The sequence below is a fragment of the Bradyrhizobium jicamae genome, from assembly GCF_001440395.1.
Taxonomy (GTDB): Bacteria; Pseudomonadota; Alphaproteobacteria; order Rhizobiales; family Xanthobacteraceae; genus Bradyrhizobium; species Bradyrhizobium jicamae.
Window position 1 is genome coordinate 96,818 of sequence record NZ_LLXZ01000152.1, and the last position, 20,869, is coordinate 117,686.

At 62.4% G+C, this 20,869-nt stretch carries 19 protein-coding genes; 13 read left to right on the forward strand and 6 right to left on the reverse strand.

The features are described 5' to 3' along the window. The first annotated feature begins 14 nt into the window (after positions 1 to 14). Together CQ12_RS24745 and rpiB are read left to right on the forward strand one after the other, a co-directional pair. Positions 15 to 809, forward strand: a complete 795-nt coding sequence (locus CQ12_RS24745; protein ID WP_057837913.1) for a transporter substrate-binding domain-containing protein — start codon at positions 15 to 17, stop codon at positions 807 to 809. A 66-nt stretch (positions 810 to 875) separates the two neighbouring features. Further along, positions 876 to 1,322 (forward strand): ribose 5-phosphate isomerase B, encoded by a 447-nt coding sequence (gene rpiB / locus CQ12_RS24750; protein ID WP_057837914.1) that lies wholly within the window; start codon positions 876 to 878, stop codon positions 1,320 to 1,322. 27 nt (positions 1,323 to 1,349) lie between these two features. Here rpiB and CQ12_RS24755 read toward each other — a convergent pair whose 3' ends face one another. From CQ12_RS24755 to CQ12_RS24765, 3 genes are all read right to left on the reverse strand, one after another. Next, the gene (locus tag CQ12_RS24755; protein WP_057837915.1) at positions 1,350 to 1,622 is read right to left on the reverse strand and encodes a hypothetical protein; all 273 of its coding nucleotides are present in this window, start codon (positions 1,620 to 1,622) and stop codon (positions 1,350 to 1,352) included. Positions 1,623 to 1,756: 134 nt separating this feature from the next. Further along, the gene (greA, locus tag CQ12_RS24760; RefSeq protein ID WP_057837977.1) at positions 1,757 to 2,239 is read right to left on the reverse strand and encodes a transcription elongation factor GreA; all 483 of its coding nucleotides are present in this window, start codon (positions 2,237 to 2,239) and stop codon (positions 1,757 to 1,759) included. Positions 2,240 to 2,389: 150 nt separating this feature from the next. Beyond that, on the reverse strand, positions 2,390 to 3,898 hold the full coding sequence (locus CQ12_RS24765) for a helicase HerA domain-containing protein (protein ID WP_057837916.1): 1,509 nt from the start codon (positions 3,896 to 3,898) through the stop codon (positions 2,390 to 2,392). Between the two features lie 530 nt (positions 3,899 to 4,428). Here CQ12_RS24765 and CQ12_RS24770 point away from each other — a divergent pair. The 11 genes from CQ12_RS24770 (at position 4,429) to CQ12_RS24820 (ending at position 17,172) form a co-directional block, all read left to right on the forward strand. Beyond that, the gene (locus CQ12_RS24770; RefSeq protein WP_157088461.1) at positions 4,429 to 4,737 is read left to right on the forward strand and encodes a hypothetical protein; all 309 of its coding nucleotides are present in this window, start codon (positions 4,429 to 4,431) and stop codon (positions 4,735 to 4,737) included. 390 nt (positions 4,738 to 5,127) lie between these two features. After that, positions 5,128 to 6,207 (forward strand): tonB-system energizer ExbB, encoded by a 1,080-nt coding sequence (gene exbB / locus CQ12_RS24775; RefSeq protein WP_083519471.1) that lies wholly within the window; start codon positions 5,128 to 5,130, stop codon positions 6,205 to 6,207. Between the two features lie 6 nt (positions 6,208 to 6,213). Beyond that, positions 6,214 to 6,711 (forward strand): TonB system transport protein ExbD, encoded by a 498-nt coding sequence (gene exbD, locus CQ12_RS24780; protein ID WP_057837918.1) that lies wholly within the window; start codon positions 6,214 to 6,216, stop codon positions 6,709 to 6,711. Beyond that, positions 6,708 to 7,586 (forward strand): TonB family protein, encoded by an 879-nt coding sequence (locus CQ12_RS24785; protein WP_057837919.1) that lies wholly within the window; start codon positions 6,708 to 6,710, stop codon positions 7,584 to 7,586. The genes exbD and CQ12_RS24785 overlap by 4 nt, the downstream gene beginning before the upstream one ends. A 315-nt stretch (positions 7,587 to 7,901) precedes the next feature. Further along, positions 7,902 to 8,414: a sigma-70 family RNA polymerase sigma factor gene (locus CQ12_RS24790; RefSeq protein ID WP_057837979.1), complete on the forward strand. Its 513-nt coding sequence runs from the start codon at positions 7,902 to 7,904 to the stop codon at positions 8,412 to 8,414. Between the two features lie 108 nt (positions 8,415 to 8,522). Continuing rightward, positions 8,523 to 9,530 carry a FecR family protein gene (locus tag CQ12_RS24795; protein ID WP_057837920.1) on the forward strand — a complete coding sequence of 336 codons (1,008 nt, stop codon included), beginning with the start codon at positions 8,523 to 8,525 and terminating at the stop codon, positions 9,528 to 9,530. Positions 9,531 to 9,810: 280 nt separating this feature from the next. Then, on the forward strand, positions 9,811 to 12,357 hold the full coding sequence (locus CQ12_RS24800) for a TonB-dependent receptor (protein ID WP_157088463.1): 2,547 nt from the start codon (positions 9,811 to 9,813) through the stop codon (positions 12,355 to 12,357). Between the two features lie 75 nt (positions 12,358 to 12,432). Beyond that, complete coding sequence (locus CQ12_RS24805; protein ID WP_057837921.1) at positions 12,433 to 13,155, forward strand: hypothetical protein; 723 nt, start codon at positions 12,433 to 12,435, stop codon at positions 13,153 to 13,155. Positions 13,156 to 13,259: 104 nt separating this feature from the next. Then, entirely contained in the window at positions 13,260 to 14,015 is a 756-nt protein-coding gene (locus CQ12_RS24810) for a hypothetical protein (protein ID WP_157088465.1), read from the forward strand. 9 nt (positions 14,016 to 14,024) lie between these two features. Beyond that, positions 14,025 to 15,875, forward strand: a complete 1,851-nt coding sequence (locus CQ12_RS24815) for a type I secretion system permease/ATPase (RefSeq protein ID WP_157088466.1) — start codon at positions 14,025 to 14,027, stop codon at positions 15,873 to 15,875. Further along, positions 15,862 to 17,172, forward strand: a complete 1,311-nt coding sequence (locus CQ12_RS24820) for an HlyD family type I secretion periplasmic adaptor subunit (protein WP_057837923.1) — start codon at positions 15,862 to 15,864, stop codon at positions 17,170 to 17,172. The genes CQ12_RS24815 and CQ12_RS24820 overlap by 14 nt, the downstream gene beginning before the upstream one ends. A 72-nt stretch (positions 17,173 to 17,244) precedes the next feature. On the opposite strand, the gene CQ12_RS24825 is transcribed toward CQ12_RS24820, so the two are convergent. Genes CQ12_RS24825 through CQ12_RS24835 form a run of 3 tightly spaced genes read right to left on the reverse strand, consistent with a single transcriptional unit; the run spans position 17,245 to position 20,851 of the window. Beyond that, positions 17,245 to 19,023, reverse strand: a complete 1,779-nt coding sequence (locus CQ12_RS24825; protein ID WP_245310111.1) for a DHA2 family efflux MFS transporter permease subunit — start codon at positions 19,021 to 19,023, stop codon at positions 17,245 to 17,247. Next, positions 19,020 to 20,060 carry an HlyD family secretion protein gene (locus tag CQ12_RS24830; RefSeq protein ID WP_057837924.1) on the reverse strand — a complete coding sequence of 347 codons (1,041 nt, stop codon included), beginning with the start codon at positions 20,058 to 20,060 and terminating at the stop codon, positions 19,020 to 19,022. The genes CQ12_RS24825 and CQ12_RS24830 overlap by 4 nt, the downstream gene beginning before the upstream one ends. An 8-nt stretch (positions 20,061 to 20,068) precedes the next feature. Further along, positions 20,069 to 20,851: a 3-hydroxybutyrate dehydrogenase gene (locus CQ12_RS24835; protein WP_057837925.1), complete on the reverse strand. Its 783-nt coding sequence runs from the start codon at positions 20,849 to 20,851 to the stop codon at positions 20,069 to 20,071. Positions 20,852 to 20,869: the final 18 nt, after the last annotated feature.

Genomic DNA, 20,869 nt, shown 5'->3' on the forward strand with positions numbered 1-20,869 from the left:
GAGGAGAACCAAGGATGAAGAACAGAAAATTCCTCGGCGCTGCCGTGATGGCAAGTTGCCTTTTCATGTTGGCGGTACAGCCGGTGCGGGCCGATCTGCTCGACAGCATCATGCAGGCCAAGAAGATCCGCATCTCGACGGACCTCGCCATCCCGCCGTCCGGCATGATGGATGCCAGCATGAAGGCCACCGGCTCCGATGTCGAAGTGGCCCAGTTGCTCGCCAAGGATTGGGGTCTTGAACTCGAATTCATCCAGACGACCGGCGCGACGCGCATCCCCAACGTACTGACCGGCAAGGCTGATATCATCATCTCGACATTGTCGGTCACCGCCGAACGGGCCAAGGTGATCGACTTCTCCAAACGCTACGCGACGCTGCAATCCGATATTGGCTGCTTGAAGTCGCTAAATGTGAAGGATTGGGCGGACCTGAAAGACAAGACGGTGGGCGTCGCGCGTGGCACCACGCAGGATACCACCTTGTCAAACATGAAGGACAAGGAATTGAAGATCGCGCGCTATGATGACGATGCCACTGAGGTAACTGCCGCGGTTTCCGGGCAGGTCGATTGCGTCGGCACATCGGCCACGATCATCAACCAGATCGGCGTCAAGAATCCCGCTCGCACCTTCGAGTCCAAGATACCGCTCGCCACGTTCGACCTCGCCGTCGGTTTGAAGAAGGGCGAGCCGCGACTCATGGAAAAGCTCAACGCCTGGATTGCCGAGAATATCAAGAACGGCAAGCTCAACGCCATCTACAAGAAATTCCACGGGGTCGAATTGCCGACCGATATGCGTGGCTGAGCGAAACAGTGCCGTGACAGCCGGCAATGGCTGTCACGGTCCCAAGACAATGGAAAAGGAAACCGTATGCGCCTCGTCATAGGATCGGACCACGCCGGCTGGCCGCTCAAGCAAACCGTTATCGATCATATCCGCGAACTCGGTCACGAGGTCATCGACGTCGGTTCCTATGACGACAAGCCGGTCGATTTTCCGGACATCGCGCGCGCGGTGGCAAAGAAGGTGACGTCAGGCGAGGTCGCACGCGGCATCATGGTGTGCGGCACCGGCGTCGGTGCTTCGATTGCCGCCAACAAGATGAAAGGCATCCGCGCTGCGGTCTGCCACGACGTGCATTCGGCGCATCAAAGCGTGGAGCACGACGACGTGAACGTCATGTGCATCGGCGCCCAGATCGTCGGCTCCTGGCTCGCCAAGGATTTGATCGCGGCATACCTCTCGGCCGAATTTTCGACCGATGAGGATTTTCGTCGCCGGGTCGAAAAGCTTCGCATAATGGACGAAGAAGGTTAGGCCAGTGACCCTCTCACGTGATTCTGGTCACCGCGACGAGAATATGTTCTTCAACTGCACCAGGAATGTCAGCAGCCACGCAAAGGCATACATGCCCGCGAGACCAAGGGCCGTTCTGCGATCCATCAAAGACAGGCCTGTCCACCACCATACCCGGTAAAGCCACAGTCCCGTCGTGGCCGCGCCAAGCAAGCACACCAATATTTTGAGGAAGGACGAGTTTGCGACGCCCAAGGCGCCGAACAAAAGCGTTGCTGGAACGAGAAACATCGTGCAGGCGGATATCAGAGTCTCGTTCATGGCCCCTCAAGACGTCTGCGAATCGCAGATACGGGGCGCAGTTTGCAGCAACGGGCACCTTTTTTGGAAGGGCCGATGTATCGGCGTGCATAGCTTGATTTAGGGCCTTCCAGCTTCGTCCGGTGCGGGGCGTGCTACGAGATCGAGATGATCTCAAGCTCCTGACCGGACGCGCCGGCTTCATCCCCGACAACCTTGCCCATCAGAAGCCCTGCCACCGGCGATACGAAGGAGATAGAACCGGCCTTGGGATCCGCTTCGTCCTCTCCCACGATACGATATTTCTGCACGCGCCCGTCGACTCGCCTGAAGGTCACCGTGCTCCCAAAGGCAACGGTGTCGGTCGACGTCGGATTGGGGATGACCTGAGCCGTCCGAACTCTCGCGGCAAAATAGCGCGCATCACGCAAAGGGATGGCTGCTTGCCGCCGTCGTTCATTCACGTCTTCGATCTTCTGCGCGGACTCGTATGCCTCGCGAGCCTGCTGGAGCTGAAACTCCAGAGCCTTCAATCCGGCTTCCGTGACAAGGTTCGGGTGAGGCGAAACCGGGCGGTCGGGGAGCAAGGTCTCCGACGCCGTTTCGGCACTGTCTTCCTTGGTGAAGGCAACGCTCAAGCTCAAAACTCCTTTTAAACGAGATATGCAAAAGGCGGCCGGCGACAAGAGCGCGGACACGTCAAAGGAATTTTAGCCCTACGCTCAACGACTTCTGCGAATCATATACCGCCGAGCGAGGCGGGCGCATTATCAAAAGTTACCGTCGCATCATGAAGCCGAGCTGCAGCCTTGCTCTGCCGGCAGTTCCTCGGCATTGGGATCGCCCGGCGCCGTCGCCCAGGCCAGTTCGACGAGGGTCACGATCCGCCGGCCAGCACCGTCGAGCTGGCAGACGATGAGGCCCTGTTCCTCGATGTAGGTCAGCAGGCGCCGTGCGCGGCGCAACGAATGTGAGCCGTAGGCGCGGGCAATCGCTGCATCGCCGGGGCAGGGCCAGCCTTCCTTGGCGGCGCGGGCGATCATCATGAAGACGCCCTGCATATCCTCCGGCAGAAGTGAGGCGCGGACGGAGACATCCTGCCATCCGTCATCCTCTGCCATATCGGAGCCGAGCCCGGCGCGGGCGCGGGTCAGCATGCGACGGAAGTCACCGAGATCAGGCACGTCCGAACCGAGGCCCTCTATTCGGCAGCGGACCACGAATTCCTGATAGAGGACGCCGATGGCGCGGAACCCCGCGTCAGGTTCCGCCATGATAGCGCGCAGAATACGGTCGACCCGCTCGCGCCGCTCCGCCAGTTCCTCAGCGCTGAGTGGCTGCTCCACCACTTCGGGACGAATCTCCAGTGCGGCGGTTTTTGCCGCCATGAGCTGGCCGAGGAGGTCTGGCGGCGGCGACCGGCGCTGGGGCCGATTATTCTCGGGCGGCGGTGCTGCCAGGATGATGGCGTGCGCGTCCGGTGTCGCTTCCGGCAGAGGCATCAGGCGCGGCGTCGCGTTGCGCGGCGTGGTGTCCGTCGGACCGATACGCAGTCCCAGCGGACGGCGGGAGAGGGCCGGTCCCAGCGCCATGAATTGCCCGCGCTCCAGATCGCGGAAGGCCTCTGCCTGTCGCCGCTCCATGCCCAGAAGATCGGCGGCGCGCGCCATGTCGATATCGAGGAAGGTTCGGCCCATGAGGAAATTGGACGCCTCGGCCGCGACGTTTTTGGCGAGCTTCGCCAGTCGCTGGGTGGCGATGACCCCCGCAAGCCCGCGTTTGCGGCCACGGCACATCAGGTTCGTCATGGCGCCGAGCGAGAGCTTGCGCGCCTCGTCCGAAACCTCGCCGGCGACTGCCGGCGCGAACAGCTGCGCCTCATCGACCACCACCAGCATCGGGTACCAGTGATCGCGGGCGACCTCGAAAAGCCCGCTGAGGAAGGCGGCGGCGCGCCGCATCTGATTCTCCGCGTCAAGCCCCTCGAGATTGAGCACCGTGGAGACGCGATGGATGCGCGCGCGCTCGCCGGCGACCTCCAGGCCCCGCTCGGTATGGTCCTCCGCATCGATCAGGAGGTGGCCGAAACGGTCGGCCAGCGTCACAAAGTCGCCTTCGGGGTCCAGGATCGTCTGTTGTACCCAGGGCGCACTCTGTTCCAGCAGCCGGCGCAGCAGATGGGATTTGCCGGAGCCCGAATTGCCCTGCACCAGCAGGCGGGTCGCCAGCAGTTCCTCAAGGTCGAGGTTGGCCGGGGCGCCCGCCGTCGTCTGTCCCATCTCGATCGCAACGGTCATGTCCCGACTCAAAGTCTCCTCAGCGGACGCGGGCTTAACAATCTGATCGCAGCCCGTCGAGCGCCTATGGCCGACTACTTTCGTGTTCTCCACGGCTGGTGGAACGCGATCGGAGGTTGGGAGTGACGCCCAATGAACGGACAATCGCGCATTTGAGCACAAGCGCCGGCACCGCATCAAAATTTGTCACACTCCGCCTCTTGCCCTCGTAGCCAGGGGCCTCTTGCCGCCGGCCGGATTGATCTGTTGCCGCCGGCGCTGACGCTGCTCTCGATCGAACATTCCGCGTGTCCGCGCTGGCGCCGGCGCTTGATCGTGCGGCTAGGCCGTCGGCGGCGGAGCGCCCATCCGTCCAGCAAAGCAGAACTGGAACTTGGAAGTTGTCTAAGGAGCGACACGTAACGGCAAGGCACGCGGGCTTCCGGATTTCGAATGTTTCAAATTGCAATGAGCACGCGATGGCTTGATGGCGGCTGCGTCAGGGCGTAACCGCCCTGGGCATGGCGTAACTAAAGAAGAGGACGCGAGCCGTGATGCAGCCAGATACTGACAGCGAATCTGCCGGCGCTGAAATGCATCGATCCATCATGACCGCCTTCTGCGATGTTCTTCGTGCCAGTCAGCTTCCGCCCATGACGGTGATGAAGCTTGCCGCGTCCGCGCTCGGGGCCGTCTACAAGGAAGTCGCCGATCAACATGGCACTGACGGCGTTTGTCCCTGCGGCTGGCAGCCAAATCGGCGTACGGACATTGCGGTTCTGCAGGCCGCACTGGCTGCGTCAATGGAAGCGGTCCCCTCTGCTGATCTCCGTGTCATGCAGGCTGTCGGGCGGGCATAAGCCATCGTGCGTGCGACGCCCGCGCTCCGGGCGTCCGGGCCATGTTCGCGGCCGGTGCGAACGGGACTTCGTGCGGCGCCGTCAGCGCCATAATCCAGCGCGTTCGTTTGTTTCGTCAGTTTTGAGAGCTTCTAATTTCGTCTGGCGCGAAGCCTAAGTGCAGTCAGGGTGCGCAGAACAGGCGCGCGTGTGCGGTAGCCGAATGGCGGCTGCTCGCAAATAGTACTCTCCTGGTGGGAAAAACATCGCCCTTAAACGTCTTAATCCTGGAAGTGCCGCAAGGCCGCGATTGGCGGGACTATTGCGACAGCAAGCCGGCGGTGAGAGGCGCGCGCCTCATGACCGTGCGTGAGCGATCGAAGACGAAAGATTGAGGCGATGGCAGGTGTGATGACGAAATTGGCCGAAGCCATGAGGGCAGGGCGCTGGCTTGCGCAGATGACGTTGACGGCGCTCGTCGTGACGGCTGGTGTTGCCGGGCCGATGGCGGCCCAGCAGGCGGAACCGTCGCTTCAGACGCAACCCGCATTGCCGGCGCCGTCGTCGTCCCCTGCATCTTCCGTACCCGGTGCGGATGCACCATCAGCGCCCGCGACATCTGTTGGCGCGGACGCGCCGGTATCGGCGGCGCCGATGCCGCAAGGATCATCGGCAACGGCCGAGCCGCCGGCCGCTGCGCCTGTATCTCCGAACGCGCCGGCCGCTGCTCAGGCGGCTGGCCCTGCGACGCTTCCGCATGATCTGTCGCCATGGAGCATGTTCATGCAGGCGGATATGGTCGTGAAAGCCGTGATGGTCGGCCTTGCGTTCGCGTCGTTATTGACCTGGACGGTGTGGCTGGCCAAGGGCGTCGAACTCACCGGCGCCAAACGCAATGCACGTAGCGCGACGCGCAAACTGAGCGATGCCGGCAGCCTTGCAGACGCGTCACGGCAGATCGATGCCGGATGGACCAGGAATGGGCGCGTCGCCGATCTTGTGAACGCTGCATTCCGGGAGCTGGAGCGCTCGACCGACCTTTCCGCTGAAGGGATCAAGGAGCGCCTGGCGATCGCGCTGTCTCGTATCGAAGCAAAAGCTGCTCGCGACATGGCGCGGGGCACCGGGCTTCTCGCGACGATCGGCGCAACGGCCCCGTTCGTCGGCCTGTTCGGCACCGTGTGGGGTATCATGAACTCGTTCATCGGAATCTCGCAATCGAAGACGACGAACCTTGCCGTCGTCGCGCCCGGCATTGCCGAAGCACTGCTCGCTACCGCGATCGGCCTTGTCGCGGCGATTCCCGCGGTGATCATCTACAACGTATTTGCCCGCGCCATTGCCGGCTATCGCGCATTGTTGTCGGACGCATCCGGCGAAATCCTGCAGCATATGTCGCGCGATCTGGAGCGGCAGGAGAAAGGCATTGTGCCTGCAAGAACCATCCGGGCCGTTCACAATATGGGCGCGGTCGCATCGGCGGCGGAGTGAGCGATCATGGCAGTCTCGCTCAGGGACCCGCAGGATGGCGATCTCGCCGAACTCTCCGAGATCAATGTCACGCCCTTCATCGACGTCATGCTGGTCCTTCTGATCATCTTCATGGTGGCCGCTCCGTTGTCGACCGTCGATGTCGCGGTCGATTTGCCGGTTTCCAGCGCGCCGCCGCAGGCACGGCCGGACAAGCCGATCTTTCTCAGCGTCAAGCCGGACCTCACCCTGGCGCTCGGCAACGATGATGTGCCGCGTGGAACGCTACAGGCGACGCTCGACAGGCAGACGAACAACGATCGCCAGCAGCGGATATTCCTGCGGGCTGACGGCGTGGTCGCCTATCGCGACTTGATGGGCGTGATGAATTTGCTGCGCGGCGCGGGCTATCTCAAGGTCGCGCTGGTCGGGCTGGAAGATACCGGGCAGGGCAGCGCGATCGGCGGACAGTTGCCCGGCGCATCATCCGCCGCGCAACAGGCTGCGCCGGCGCCGCGGCCATGAGGTTCGGCTGGCGTGATCCCGACGCGCGGCCGGACAGCGTCGCGTGGCGCTCCGTTCTTCGGTGGACACTGGCGGGCGCGGCAGTTGCAGGCTTGCATGCGGGCGGGATCTGGCTGGCGCTTCATCGGGAAGAAGTTTCGGTAGCAGGTGAACCGCCAGCCGCTGTGATGATGGAGTTGGCGCCACTGGCCGTTGCGCCCGAAGCGCCGCCGGATCAACTGCCACCCGACAAGCAAATGACCGAGGCGCAGCCTTCTCCCGAGCAGGAAACGACCGACAAGCCGGTTGAATTGACGGAGGAGAAGCCGGAGCCGGTCGTCGCAGAAGTAAAGAAGCCCGTGGAGAACGTTGCTCTGCCGCTGACGCCGCCGCCGGAAATCGAGGCGCTGAAATTGCCTGAAATTGCGAACGCGGAAGCCACGTTGATGCCGCCACCTCCGCAGCCGAAAGCCGCCAGGAAGCCGCCGCCCAAAAAGGCGGCGGAGCGTAAGAAGCCGGAGGACCGCAAGATAGATCGCACCACTGCACCTTTGGCGACGCCAAATCCCCGGGCGGAACGGGTTGCCGCGCCGTCGTCGAGCTCGGCCTTCAATCCCTCGACATCACCCGCCACATGGAAGAGCAGTGTCAACGCTCACCTCATTCGCCATAAAGGCGGAAACCCGAATGGAGCGGCGGGCACCGTCGTGGTTGCCTTCACCATCAACCGCTCGGGCAGCGTCGTAAACTCGCGCCTTGTCCGAAGCTCCGGAGATCCAGTGTTGGACGCGAAGGCCGTTTCGACGCCCCGTAGCGCCAGTCCAGTGCCGGCACCACCGCCGGATGTCGCAGGCAGCACCATCGAGCTCTCCCTTCCCATCCGATACGGCCAGTGAAGTGGACAACACATTTGGCGCCCGTCCGTGTCATCTCATCGATGACAGAGTACAGGCTGAGTCACTCAAAGCGGCGAGTGGTCGGATCGGCTGGCACTGCTTGGAGCCTATCTAAACATCCACAGTTGTGAAACGCAGGAGGCGCTATTAGAGAGGAAGTGGTTCCAGGCTTTGACGTCCGGGCAGGGATGAGAGGGGCCAGCACCTGTTGTGACGGATCGCACGTGTGCTGAACGTTGCATCCGGAATGCGGCTTGCGTGACCGTCTCGCAACGCTGCAATCGGACCACGCCGGTCGTCTGGGGAGCGCTTGACGTGAAGAGGAGCGATAGCCGCAGCGTGATTTTTCTCGCCCATCGCGCTGCTCTGATCGATTATGCGACACCGATCCTGGGTTCGCGCGAGAGCGCCGAAGACATCGTGCAGGAAGCATTCCTGAAATTCGTGCCGCCCCGGCCGGAGACCGAGGCGCCCGAGCAGCCCGCAGCCTATCTCTACCGTATCGTCCGCAATCTTTCGCTCGATCTTCTGCGGCGCAGAAAGCTGGAAAGCCGGGATCCGCTCGACGAAACGTCCTATTGGGCGGTGCCGCGCGCCGAGGCCTCGCCGGAACAGAACGCCTTGTTGCGCGATGACATCCGCCAGATCGCAGCAATCCTTGCTGAAATGCCGACAGAAACCAGGATCGCCGTCGAGATGCATCGTTTTGGTGGCCACAAGCTTCAGGACATTGCGGCCCATCTCGGTCTCTCGGTCGCAACCGTGCACCGCATGATCCATACGGCTTTGGTGGATATTGCGAAGCGGACCGGTCGCGACCAAACGTGACATAATTCTCCCGGTGTGAAAAAGAATCCCCGCTTGTTCGTCTATTCAAAAGCAGGCGGCACGGGACTCGCGTGCTCTAGGGATGAGGCTCGGGACGAGGATCGCGGGATGTCGCTGAACAAGGGTGGAGGCAGGCCCCAGGCTTATCTGGACGAGGCGGCCGACTGGCTGCTGCGGCTTCGCGAAGCAGCGGATGACCCGCGCGTGCAGGAGGACTTCAGCGCATGGCTTTCGCGCTCCAGTGAGCACCGCGCCGCGTGGCAGCGGGTCCGGGAGAGCTGGCAACTGCTGGGCGAGGGGAGGCCGGTATACGAGCATGTTTGGCGGCCTCAGTCGGTGCAGGCGCCGTCGTCCGGCGCTGGCAGGCGTTCTCGTGTCCCGCGGCGGCGCTGGCGGTGGGCGGTCCCAGTTTCAGCCACGGCGATCGCCGCCTGTCTCCTTGTTATCAGCGTGCCCTCGCTTCTCGTGCGGCTTGAGGCAGACCATCTCACTACGACCGCACAGAGCCGGCTGGTGACGCTCGAAGATGGGACGACCGTCTATCTCGCCGCAGGCAGCGCCATCAAGACGGACTTTTCGGCAAGCCGGCGTCAGGTCCGTTTGCTTGCGGGAGAAGCCTTCTTCGATGTGATACGCAATCCGGGGCGACCGTTCGTCGTCGATGCGAGCGGCGTGAAGGTCGAGGTGACGGGAACGGCCTTCGATGTCCGTCTCTCGTCGTCGGCGACGCAGGTGGAGCTCGCACGGGGAGCCGTGGGCGTCTCCTTCGAGCGGGCGCAGCAGGCATCCCCAACCGTGCTGACGCCGGGCCAGATGCTGGTCGTCGATCGCAACTCGGGCGCGATGACGAAGAGCGTTATCGCACCCGAAGATATTGGCGCCTGGCGCGAGGGAAGATTGTTCGTCAATGACGCAACGATCGGCGCCGTCGTCGAACAGATACAGCGCTATCACTCTGCATGGATCGCCGTTCCTGACATCACGCTGGCGCAGCAAACGGTTACCGGTCTTTATGACCTGCGCGACCCCGACCGCGCGTTGCGTGCGCTGGTGCAACCGCACGGTGGCAAGGTTCACGAGGTCTCCCGCTTCGCTCGCATCGTTTCACGACTTTAATTCGAATCTAAAATTGCGAAGCCATTTCGCGCACCGAATGCGCGACAATCCTGAAAAAAACTACTGAGCCGATCGTCTTTAGTCGGGAAGCGCATTCGAAAAGAAAATGCGCGGCGGCAGACTGAAGTACGGGGCTGTAATGTGCGTTTTGAATAGGGCTATTTTTAATCAAACAAACAAAAGGACTGAGAGCGCCGCGCGTATTGTGTGTTTTGTTGCGGCGTTAGTCGCCGCGGATGGTGGCTCGCATGCATTCGCGCAGGCGTCGTCCGGGTCTGGAATGGTTCAAGTCCAGGGCGGTGACGCCGCGGCGCCACGAAACTTCAACATTCCTGCGCAGCCGCTTGGCCTCGCGCTCAATGCTTTCGGCCGTCAGGCCGGTCTGCAGGTAACGTTATCCGCGGCAACGTCGCGCGGGCTGACATCAAATGCCGTCAACGGCACCTTCACGCCGGAGCAGGCGCTGTCGCTGATGCTGCGGAATACAGGTGTCACGTTTCGCGTCACAGCCGATCGGACAGCAATTATCGGAGCGACGGCCTCACCGGCTCCGGATGCGGCCGTCCCCGGCGCAATCCAGCTCGACACACTGGAAGTGTCGGGCGGACGTAACGCCATCTCGGGATCCGGCTATAAGGGTACGCCGGACTGGGTCTATCAGGCGCCCGCGGCCGTGAGCGTGATCTCGCGAGAGGCGATCGAGAGCAGTCCAACCCGTAACGCGCGCGACCTGCTCGACAATGTCGCCGGCGTCTATGCCAACCGATCGGAAGCGCAGAACCCGGGCATCAGCGTCAATATCCGCGGTCTTCAGGATCAGGATCGTATCGCCACCATGATCGATGGCGCGCGGCAGAGCTTTCAGCGCAGCGCGCATGGCGCCACGCAGCGCACTTATGTCGACACGGCTTTTGTTCGTGCCGTCGACATAGAGAAAAGCACGACATCCGGCGTCGGCAGCGCCGGCGCGCTGGGCGGTTCGGTCAATTTCCGGACGCTTCTGGCGGAGGACCTGATCGCACCCGGCAAGCAGTACGGCGGGCAAGTCAACGTCACCACCGGAACGAACCAGTTCAATTTCGACGGCTCGACGGCGGCGGCGGTACGCTTGTCCGACCGGTTCTCCGTTCTCGGCGGCATCAGCTACAAGAATATCGGCGCCTATGACATCGGCAAGAACGGCACCATCAACAGTGCAGCGACCTATGCAGGCGACGTGTTGCTGTTCTCCGGCCAGGAGGTTCGTTCCAGCATTCTCAAAGCGGAAGCCCAGGCCACGGAAGATGTGAAGGTCACGCTTGGGTGGGTTAGGAACGATTCCAGGTTCAACACCGGAAACTACGATTTCGTGTTGAGCAATGGCAATCTGGTGAAAGCGACGGAAGGTGTCGTCAACAATACTTACACTTCCGCGCTCGACTGGAAGCCGGACAGCGAGCTGATCGATCTGAAGGCGCGCTTCTATTACAACAACCTCAGGAACAACAGGGTCGAGCAAGGTTCGGTCCTGTCAACGGGTCCGTCAAACTACGTCATGGGGACGCTCGGCGGCAGCGTCGAGAACACCAGCAGCTTCGCCACCGGATTGGGAGGTCTCGCCTTCAACTACGGCATGGAAGCCTTCAACGACGACGGCAAGACCATGCTCACCCGTGGCTTTGTAGCAGCGGACGGCACCGATTACTCGAGTACGCTTTCGGGCGGCACGCCGAGCGGCAAGCGCGACATCGTTAGTGGTTTCGGCAATGCGAAGTATACGCCGACCGATTGGCTGACCATCTCGGGCGGCTTGCGCTACGACTGGTATCACGCCGTGGGATCGGCGGTGGTCTACGGCAGTCCGACGCGGGACATCATTGGCTATACTCCCGGGACGCCCCCGACCTGCTTGCCGTCACCGCCGTTTCCGCCCGGTATCTGCTTTCCGGGAACAGCACCCCAGCCGATCTACGGTCCGGAGTATACCCCGAGATACGACACCCATGTCGACAAGTCCGGTGGAGCCCTGCTGCCGTCGGTGACCATTGCCGTCAAGCCGTTCGAATGGCTGCAGCCCTTCGTCAAATACTCGAAGAGCTACCGGCCGCCGACGATCATGGAGTCGTTTCTCAATGGCGGGCACGACGGAAACAGCATCAATGAATATGCGCCGAACCCGGCGCTTAGGCCCGAACGGGGCGAAACCTACGAGCTGGGCGCAAACGTCTCGAGCAACGGAATTCTGACCGAGCGAGATACGTTTCGGTTCAAGGCCGTGGGCTTCTACAGGGAAATCGTCGACTACATCAGCCTTGGCAAGATCCGCTACGCCCAAAGCAACACGTTCAACTATACCTCATATGTGAACCTCGATGGCATCACCCGCATGAAGGGGATCGAAGTCGAGGCCAACTACGATGCGAGGTTTCTCTATATCGGCGGGACAATCACGCGCATCGATACGGAGTTCGCCGACAGCTTCACGTCGCCTTCCGGCCGAAGCACGCCGATCAATAGCGGGCAGGGCGCTGCGATCATCTTCGAGCAGCCCAAACTGCGCGTCACGCTTGATGCGGGTGTGCGTCTGTTCGAGGAAAGGCTGACGCTGGGCGCCCGCGTCACCGACGTCTCGAAGACGGAGCCGGCACTTGGCTCTCTTCGAAGCGGTTACGACATGCCCGGCTATCGGGTCTACGACATCTACGGATCCTATGCCTTCGATCCGATGACGAAGCTGCGCTTCGCGGTCACCAATCTCACCGACGTGGCCTACGCTCCCGCCGTCGGCGCCAACTTCTACGCCGCGCCCGGACGAACGGCCACGGTATCCCTCAACTACAAATTCTAGGAATTCCGCGGTCGCTGGCCGTGGATGCGAGGTTCGCTCTCGGGCGAACGATGAAACAGGCAAAAGGAACGACAAATGACGCTGTTAATTGAACTGACCGCCGCGAGCAGCAACCTCCCGTCCTATCTGGCCGCCTATGACACGAACTTCTCCTACAACGGCAATGGCTGGTTCTCCCGGTCATTCTCTTCCGGCCAGGATCAGTGGTCCGCCGGCTTCGATACCGAAGGCGTCGACAACAACATTCCCTCGGTCATCATGGAGATCAACGACTACAGCTATTCGCCGGGCCTGTTCAATGGCGACGTCACGTCGCTCACGCTCGGCCGAAACCTCGAATATGACGCCGGCCAGGACCTTTGGGTGCAGGATGAAGAACTCATCATCACCAATGAGGGCGGCGGCTACATGCCGGATACGACCACGTTCGCCTATGCGATCTACAGCCTGTCGCATGGCGGAGCGGTCGACGGTTTGGGGACCTTCCCGGGGCTGACGGACTATTTTGCCGAGCAAGGTACGACCCAGGTCGGAAATCTCGGGCTGAACGACACGCTGCTCGGCTTCGGCGGGACCGATACGTTCGTGTTTCAGGACGGGTCTGCTTTCGACACCGTCAATAGCTTCGATCTTGCTGCCGATGTCCTTGACGTGTCGGCATGGGGTGCGACGGGGCTCGGTGATCTGACGATTTCTACCGTCGGAAGCGACACCTATGTCAGCAGCTCGGATTTCACCGACATTATCAAAGTGACGGGCGTGACGGGTCTGACGGTCACGAACTTCGAGTTTGCGTGAGGGATTCCACGACTTCTGAAGGCAGCGCCGCGTTCATCCGTGAACGCGGCGGAGCCTGCAATAATTTCGATCATCGTCGTCAAGAATATCCGAGGAGTTAGAGAATGGCATTGGTATTGGACTACACGAGCGCGAGCAGCAACCTTCCCGCGTTCCTCGACAACTGGGTCGACAATTTCGAGTACCGCGGCACGGGCGGATTCAACGCCGTCAGGAACGTGTCGGACCAATGGTATGCTGGAACGCGTACCGTCGGCGGCGTGGACAATGGCAAGTCGTCCGTGATCGTGAACGGAAACGATTTCAGCTACACGCCGGGCGTCGTCGACGGCGCGGTCTCGACGCTCACGCTGGGTAGCAACCTCGCTTACGTTTCGTCTACCGATCAGTGGGTGCAGGATGAGGGCCTGTCGATCAACTTCAGCGGCGCGACGCTGACGCCGGCTTTCGATGCTGCGATCACCGATCTGTCGCAGAATGGCAGCCTGACTGGCCTCTACGGCTACTTTGCCGAGCAAGGGACTATCCAGAACGGCACTGTCGGCAACGATGTCATGCTGAGCTTTGCCGGCGACGACACGTTCACCGGCAATCTCGGTGACGATACGTTCACTTTTGCCGACGGCTGGGCCGACGACGTCATCGCCGACTTCGGCACCGACACCGGGAATAACGATGTCATCGATCTGCAGGGGGTGACCGGCATCTCGAACTATGTCGATCTGCTCTTCAACCACAGCAATTGGTGGGACAATAGCGGCGTTCTCACCATCTCCGATGGCGCAAACACCCTTGAGCTGGAGGGGTACGTCGGGACCGACATTGCCCGCCTGATTCTCTGCGGCAATATCGTGGTCTGAGAGCGGTCCGTGCTCAAGATCCCGCATCGCCAGCCGTCGCAGCCTTTGGCTGCGGCGGTCGTGTCGCCGCTGGCGCCGGCGCTTGCCGGAATTGCGGTGGTCAGCGGCGTGGTCAATATCCTGGCGCTGACGTCGCCGCTGTTCATGCTCCAGGTTTACGACCGCGTGCTGGCGAGCCGCAGTGTGTCCACGCTGGTCGGCCTTGCGATGCTGGCCGGAGTTCTGTTCGCATTTCAATCGATGCTGGATGTGATCCGAGGTCGCGTCCTGCTGCGGATTGGAGAAACCGTCGATCGCAAACTATCCGGTCGCGTGCATGAAGCGATCGTTCGTCTGCCACTCGAGGCCCGGATGCCGGGCGACGGCCTGCAGCCGTTGCGGGATCTCGACAATGTCCGCGGTTTCCTGTCCGGGCAGGGGCCTACGGCGCTGTTCGATCTGCCATGGATGCCACTCTATCTCGGCATCTGCTTCCTGTTCCATTTCTGGATCGGAATCACCGCACTTGTGGGAGCGATCGTGCTGGTGTCGCTTACGGTCGTCACGGATATTCTGTCGCGTGGGCCGACGCGCGCGGCGATGCAACACGCAATGGCCCGCAATGCGCTGATGGAGGCTGCCCGCCGCAACGCCGAAGCCGTTCGCGCCATGGGGCTCGGCGCTCGTGCAGCGGAACGCTGGCAGGCCGCGAATACGGACTATCTCGCCGCAAACCGGCGCACCGGCGATATCGCCGGCGGGCTCGGCGGCGTATCCAAATCGCTGCGTATGGTTTTGCAATCGGGCATGCTTGCCGTTGGGGCCTATCTCGTCATCCGGCAAGAGGCGAGCGCGGGCGTCATGATCGCGAGCTCCATCATGATGGGTCGTGCGCTGGCGCCGGTCGATCTCGCGATTGCCAGCTGGAAGCCGTTCCTGATGGCGCGGCAGAGCTGGGACCGGCTCGTGGAACTGTTCGCGCTGATGCCTGAGAACGGCGCGGTCATGGCGCTGCCGAAGCCGGAACGCGAGTTGCGCGCGGAAGCGATGAGCATCACACCTCCCGGTGAGAAAAAGCCCACCCTCACGGGCGTCAATTTTGCGCTCCCGGCGGGAAGTGCGCTTGGCATCATCGGGCCCAGCGGCGGAGGAAAATCAACGCTCGCGCGCGCGCTGGTCGGGGTCTGGGCGCCGGTAAGCGGCAAGGTGCGCATCGATGGTGCGAGCTTCGATCAATGGGATCGGGAAGCGCTCGGTCGCCACATCGGCTATCTGCCGCAAGGTGTCGAACTGTTCGACGGTACCATTGCCGAGAACATCTCCCGTTTTGAAGCAAACGCAGATGCGGGCGCTATCGTCACTGCGGCTCGTGCGGCTGGCGTGCATGATCTCATTCTTCGCTTCGATAGCGGATATGAGACCCGGATTGGCGAGGCAGGCTCGGCGTTGTCGGCGGGGCAACGCCAGCGCATCGGTCTTGCTCGCGCGCTTTATGGCGATCCGTTTCTCGTCGTGCTCGACGAGCCCAACGCGAACCTCGATGCGGAAGGCGAGAAGGCCGTCGTCGGGGCGATGACGTCCGTGCGCGAACGCAGGGGCATCGTCGTCGTTGTTGCGCATCGTCCCAGCGCGTTTGGCGTGGTGGATTTTGTGGCCGTCATCGAGGCAGGAAGAATGAAGGCATTCGGCTCGCGTGACGAGGTACTGTCGCGCGCGTTGAAAGGTGTAAGCCCTCCACCAGCCACCATGACAACGACCGCGGGCTACTCAACCGGCTTCCGGGCTACCGCCCCGTTTCGCGTTGTCGCAACCGCTGCGGCCGAACCGGAGGCCACGGGATCACCTGACCAGCACACGGAACAAGCCGATGTCGAACGCTGATCACGCGGGCCTCGCGCGCTCGATCCGGCGCCATCTCCTGGTCAGCGGCCTCGCAAGTCTGTTTCTCGTGGCAGGCATCGGTGGATGGGCGGCGGCAACCAGCCTGGCTGGCGCGGTGGTCGCGGGAGGGCATTTCGTCGTCGATTCCTACGTGAAGAAGGTGCAGCATCCGACCGGCGGCGTGGTTGGTGAAATCCTGGTGCGCAACGGCCAGCGCGTCACGGCAGGTGACATCGTGATGCGGCTGGATGCGACGCAAACGCGGTCGAATCTCGCCATCGTCACCAAGCGGCTGGACGAATTCGCCGTGCGGCGCGCGCGGCTGGAAGCCGAGCGCGACGAAGCGCCGGCGATCTCGTTTCCCGCGGCGCTGGTGATGCGCGCAGGCGACAGCGAGATCGCACAGCTACTGGCGGGAGAACGCAGGCTGTTCGAACTTCGCCGCGAAGCGCGATTGGGACAGAAGGCGCAGTTGCGCGAACGCATCCTTCAGTACGAGAAGGAAATTCGCGGCCTGGTTTCCCAGGAAGGGGCCAAGGTACGGAGCATCGCGCTGATTGAGCGCGAGCTCACGGGTGTGCGTGAACTCTGGGAGAAGGGGCTCGTGCCGATCCAACGCATGATGGCGCTGGAGCGTGAAGGCACCAATCTGGACGGCGAGCGCGGCCGGCTCGCGGCGGCACAAGCCCAGTCCGGCGGCAAGATCGCGGAGACGCAGCTGCAGATCATCCAGATCGATCAGGACCTCCGCAGCGAGGTGGCCAACAGCCTGCGTGAGATCGAAGCGCAAACCGCCGAGTACGTGGAACGCAAGGTTGCTGCCGAGGATCAGTTGAAGCGTATCGATCTGCTCGCGCCACAAAGCGGCCTGGTGCACGAGCTTGCAGTTCATACGGTGGGCGGCGTCGTTTCTCCGGCCGATACGATCATGCTGATCGTGCCTGATAGCGACAAACTGGCGTTGGAAGCGCAGATACAGCCGCAGGATATCGACCAGATCCGGCCGGGCCAACGGGCGGTTTTGCGCATGTCGGCGTTCAATCAGCGAACCACGCCGGAGCTGAACGGTGAGGTCAGCCGCATCGCCGCCGATCTGACGCAGGATCAAAAGAGTGGATTATCCTATTATGTCGTTCGCATTGCCGTGCCACCGCAGGAACTCGCGCGGCTCGGCAAGCTCGCGCTGGTGCCGGGGATGCCGGCCGAGGCATTTGTTCAGACCGGCGAGCGAACGGTCATCTCCTATCTGGTCAAGCCGCTGCGGGATCAGATCAGTCGCGCGTTTCGCGAGGAATAGCGCCAGGGCCTGCCAGATCTATCAGGCGCGTCTTGACCCCGTCATTCTGCGTGTTTGACTGTCTTGGTATCTTCAGGCTGCCGACGGTTGTTTGCCAGCCAGCAAGGCCTTCAGCGCTTCCCCGTGACCGGCATCTCGTTGTGCCGCGACGTTCGGCTGATGGCCAGCGGGGTCTGAGGTGCGGACGTCTGGCCTCGATTGAGTACCGTCCGGCCGAGCGGGGTTGGGCGTAGGATGTCTCATGTCGGGGCTCCTCGGTCCAGGGTGGTGCGCGCCGTGCGCTTTCGCGTATCGGGCCAATCCAATCTTGATGGTGACCAGGATGGGCGCGGCGACTACGAAGAGGAGCGCGACGGCATTGAACGCCGTGTCGAATGCGATCACCGTGGATTGACCGGTCACGGCTTTGCCAAGCAGGCTCGTGGCAGCCCGGCTGGCGGCCACCGCGTCCATTCCTTTTGCGGTCAGCATAGCCGTCGTCGCCGCCAGCCGCTCGCTGACCGCCGGAACGCCTGCGGTGACGCTGGCGCCGAGCACTTCGACATTGCCGGTGACGTTATGGTCGATCAGCGTCTGCAGTCCGGCTACTCCCATGAGACCGCCGAATTGGCGGCCCGTATCGAAGAGACCTATCCCGAACGCGCGGTTGCGATCGTTGAGTTCGCTGAAAGCGATCAGGGTTATCGACAGAAACAGGAAGCCGAGGCCCAGGCCGCGCAACAGGATGGCCGCCATCATGTCGTGCGCACCGCTTTCGCTGGTCGAGCCCGATAGCATCCACATCGCAACCATGATCATCAGGATGCCAACGGGCACGGTGGCGACCGGAGGGACGCGGCGGACCTGCATGAGAAAGGCGGCTATCAGGAGCGTGCCGATGAAAAACGCGCCGCTCGGCAGCAAGAGCTGGCCGGCGTCCGTAGGCCTGAACGCGAGAACGGATACGGCAAACGACGGAATCAGGAATGCGCTGCCGAACAACGCGGCACCGGCGACAAAGCTGACAATGAAGGCGAAGCAAAAGTCTTCGGATCTGAACAGGGTGAAATCGAGAAGGCCTTGGCCTTTGGCCATCACTTGCTGGCCAAGAAATGCCAGCAGTGCGGCCGCGCCGATCACCGTCAGCCAGAGGATGCGGGGTTCGTCGAACCAGAGCCATCGGCTGCCCTGGCTGAGGACATAGGTGAAGCAGAAGAGCGTGACTGAAATCAGTGAGAAGCCGATCCAGTCAAACCGACGGCGCTCGGTCGGGACGGGGCTCGGGCCATCGGCGATCACCAGCAGTCCGACAGCCGCCAGCGCCACCGGAACAACGCTGAAGAAAATCCATGTCCAGGACTGGCTGTCGATCAACCAGCCCTGGAGAGCCGGGGCGATCGTCGCCGGAGCGACGACCGATCCCATTGCGAACAGAGCCTGAAGGATCGGTTGGTGGGATCGCGGATAGACGAGAAAGATGATGGCCTGGCCCCCGACGAGCAAGGCGCCACCGGAGAAGCCCTGTATCATGCGGAGCGCGACCAGCACGTCCAACCGGGCTGTAATGGCGGCGATGCCGCATGCCGTGCCCATGATCAGCGTTGCGCCGATAATCAGGCTGCGCGGATTGACACGGCTCATAACCCAGGGGGCGGTCATGAACCCGATCAGCTTCAGCGCGGTGTATCCGATATCGAGCCAGGCAAACTCGTCCGGCGTTGCATAGGTGTCGCCGATGATATCGTTGCGCCCGAGCGACAGGACGGTGCTGGCGATTGCCTCGGTCAGGGCGGCAACCACAACGCCCGCGACGAGAAGGGAGCCCGTCGCCGGTCCAGCGTGGCTCGGCGTGGCGGCGACGGCCGTAGTCATGAGCCGCTCCCCAGATCGATTTCGACACGCGCAGACAGTCCGGGCACGAGACGGCCGGGCAATGGATTGCCGGCAAACCGGATCTTCACCGGCACGCGTTGAACGACGCGTATGAAATTCCCCGTCGCATTGTCCACTGGCAGCAGGCTGAAGGCAGACCCGCTGCCGGGCGCAAAGCTGTCCACCACGCCTTCCAGCGTCTGGTTCGGATAGCCGTCGACGGTGATGCGGGCGCGCTGACCGGGCCGGATACGCTCGATCTGGGTTTCCTTGAAATTCGCGACTACCCACACGTCGTTTACCGGCACGATATCGATCAGGGAGGCGCCCGGCGCGACAAGTCGGCCGACGCGGACCTGGCGGTTGCCGATGACGCCGTTGACGGGCGCATGTACGACGGTGTTGTCGAGGTCGATCTGGGCGAGATCGCGCGCGGCCGTTGCCTGCGCCAGGGCGGCGACGGCAGCTTCGCGCTGCGTAGCAAGCACGGCGATGCGCTGTTGCTGAGCCTCTACCGTTGCCGACGCCGCCGATACGCCGGCCTCCGCTCTCGCCAGCGCGGCGTCGCTTTCGTCGACCTGAGCCTGGCTGACCGCGCTGGTGCGGATCAGTTCACGACGGCGATCGGAGGCCTTGGTCGCCAGGATCATTTCGGCAACGTTCGAGCGCTTTTGCGCCTCGGCTTGCCTGATGACGGCATGCTGAAGCTGCATGTCGGCATCGACATTGGTAAGGCGAGCTCGTGCCGCTTCGACATTGGCCACGGCCTGCGCAAGCCGTGCGCGATAGTCCCGATCGTCGATCCGGAACAGGACGTCACCCGCCTTGACGGTCTGGTTGTCCTCGACCTCTACGGCCATGACGTAGCCCGCAACCTTTGGCGCGAGCGAGGTCACGTCCCCACGGAGATATGCGTTATCGGTAGATGCCTCGCCGCCGGAATGAACCCAGGTCCATCCGGCCGCGACGACCGCCACCGCGCCGAGGCACAGCAGCAGGCCGATCATCTTTCTCGTTTTCGGCGAGAGAATGCTCATGGTTTTGCCTACCGCGCTGTCCAGCCGCCATCGACGGAGATGGTGGTGCCTGTGATCTGATCCGCCGCGCCGGAGCACAGGAACGCAACGGTGCCGCCAAGCTGCTCCGGCGAAGCAAACTGCAGGGATGGTTGTTTCTCGGCAAGAAGCTCCTCGCTGGCCTCCTTCTGACTGATGCCGCGTTGCGCGGCGATATCGCCGATCTGCTTTTCGACCAGGGGCGTTCGCACCCAGCCGGGACACACGGCATTGCAGGTGACACCGCTTCCGGCGGTCTCGAGGCCGACCACCTTGGTCAGGCCGACCAGCCCGTGCTTGGCCGCGACATAAGCAGCCTTGTGGGTCGAGGCGACAAGGCCGTGGGTGGAGGCGATGTTGACGATCCGTCCCCAGCGTTGCTTTCTCATCTGGGGTACTGCGGCGGCAATGCCGTGGAACGCGGCCGACAGATTGATGCTGAGGATTGCATCCCACTTGGCAGCCGGGAATTCCTCCACCGGCGCCGTGAACTGGATGCCGGCATTGTTCACCAGAATGTCGAGGCGTCCGAATTTCTCGACCGTCGCGGCGATCAATCCACGCACGGCTTCTCCCTTGGACATATCAGCGCCATCGTAGACGGCACGGACGTCGTGGTCGCGCTCGATCCCGCGGCGGATCGCCTCGATCTCGCCGACGTCGCCAAAACCGTTCAACACCAGATCGGCGCCGGCCCTCGCCAGCTCCCTGACGATTCCCAATCCAATGCCGCTGGTCGATCCGGTGACGATGGCTACCTTGCCCTTCAACATGGGAAGTCCTTTCGATGT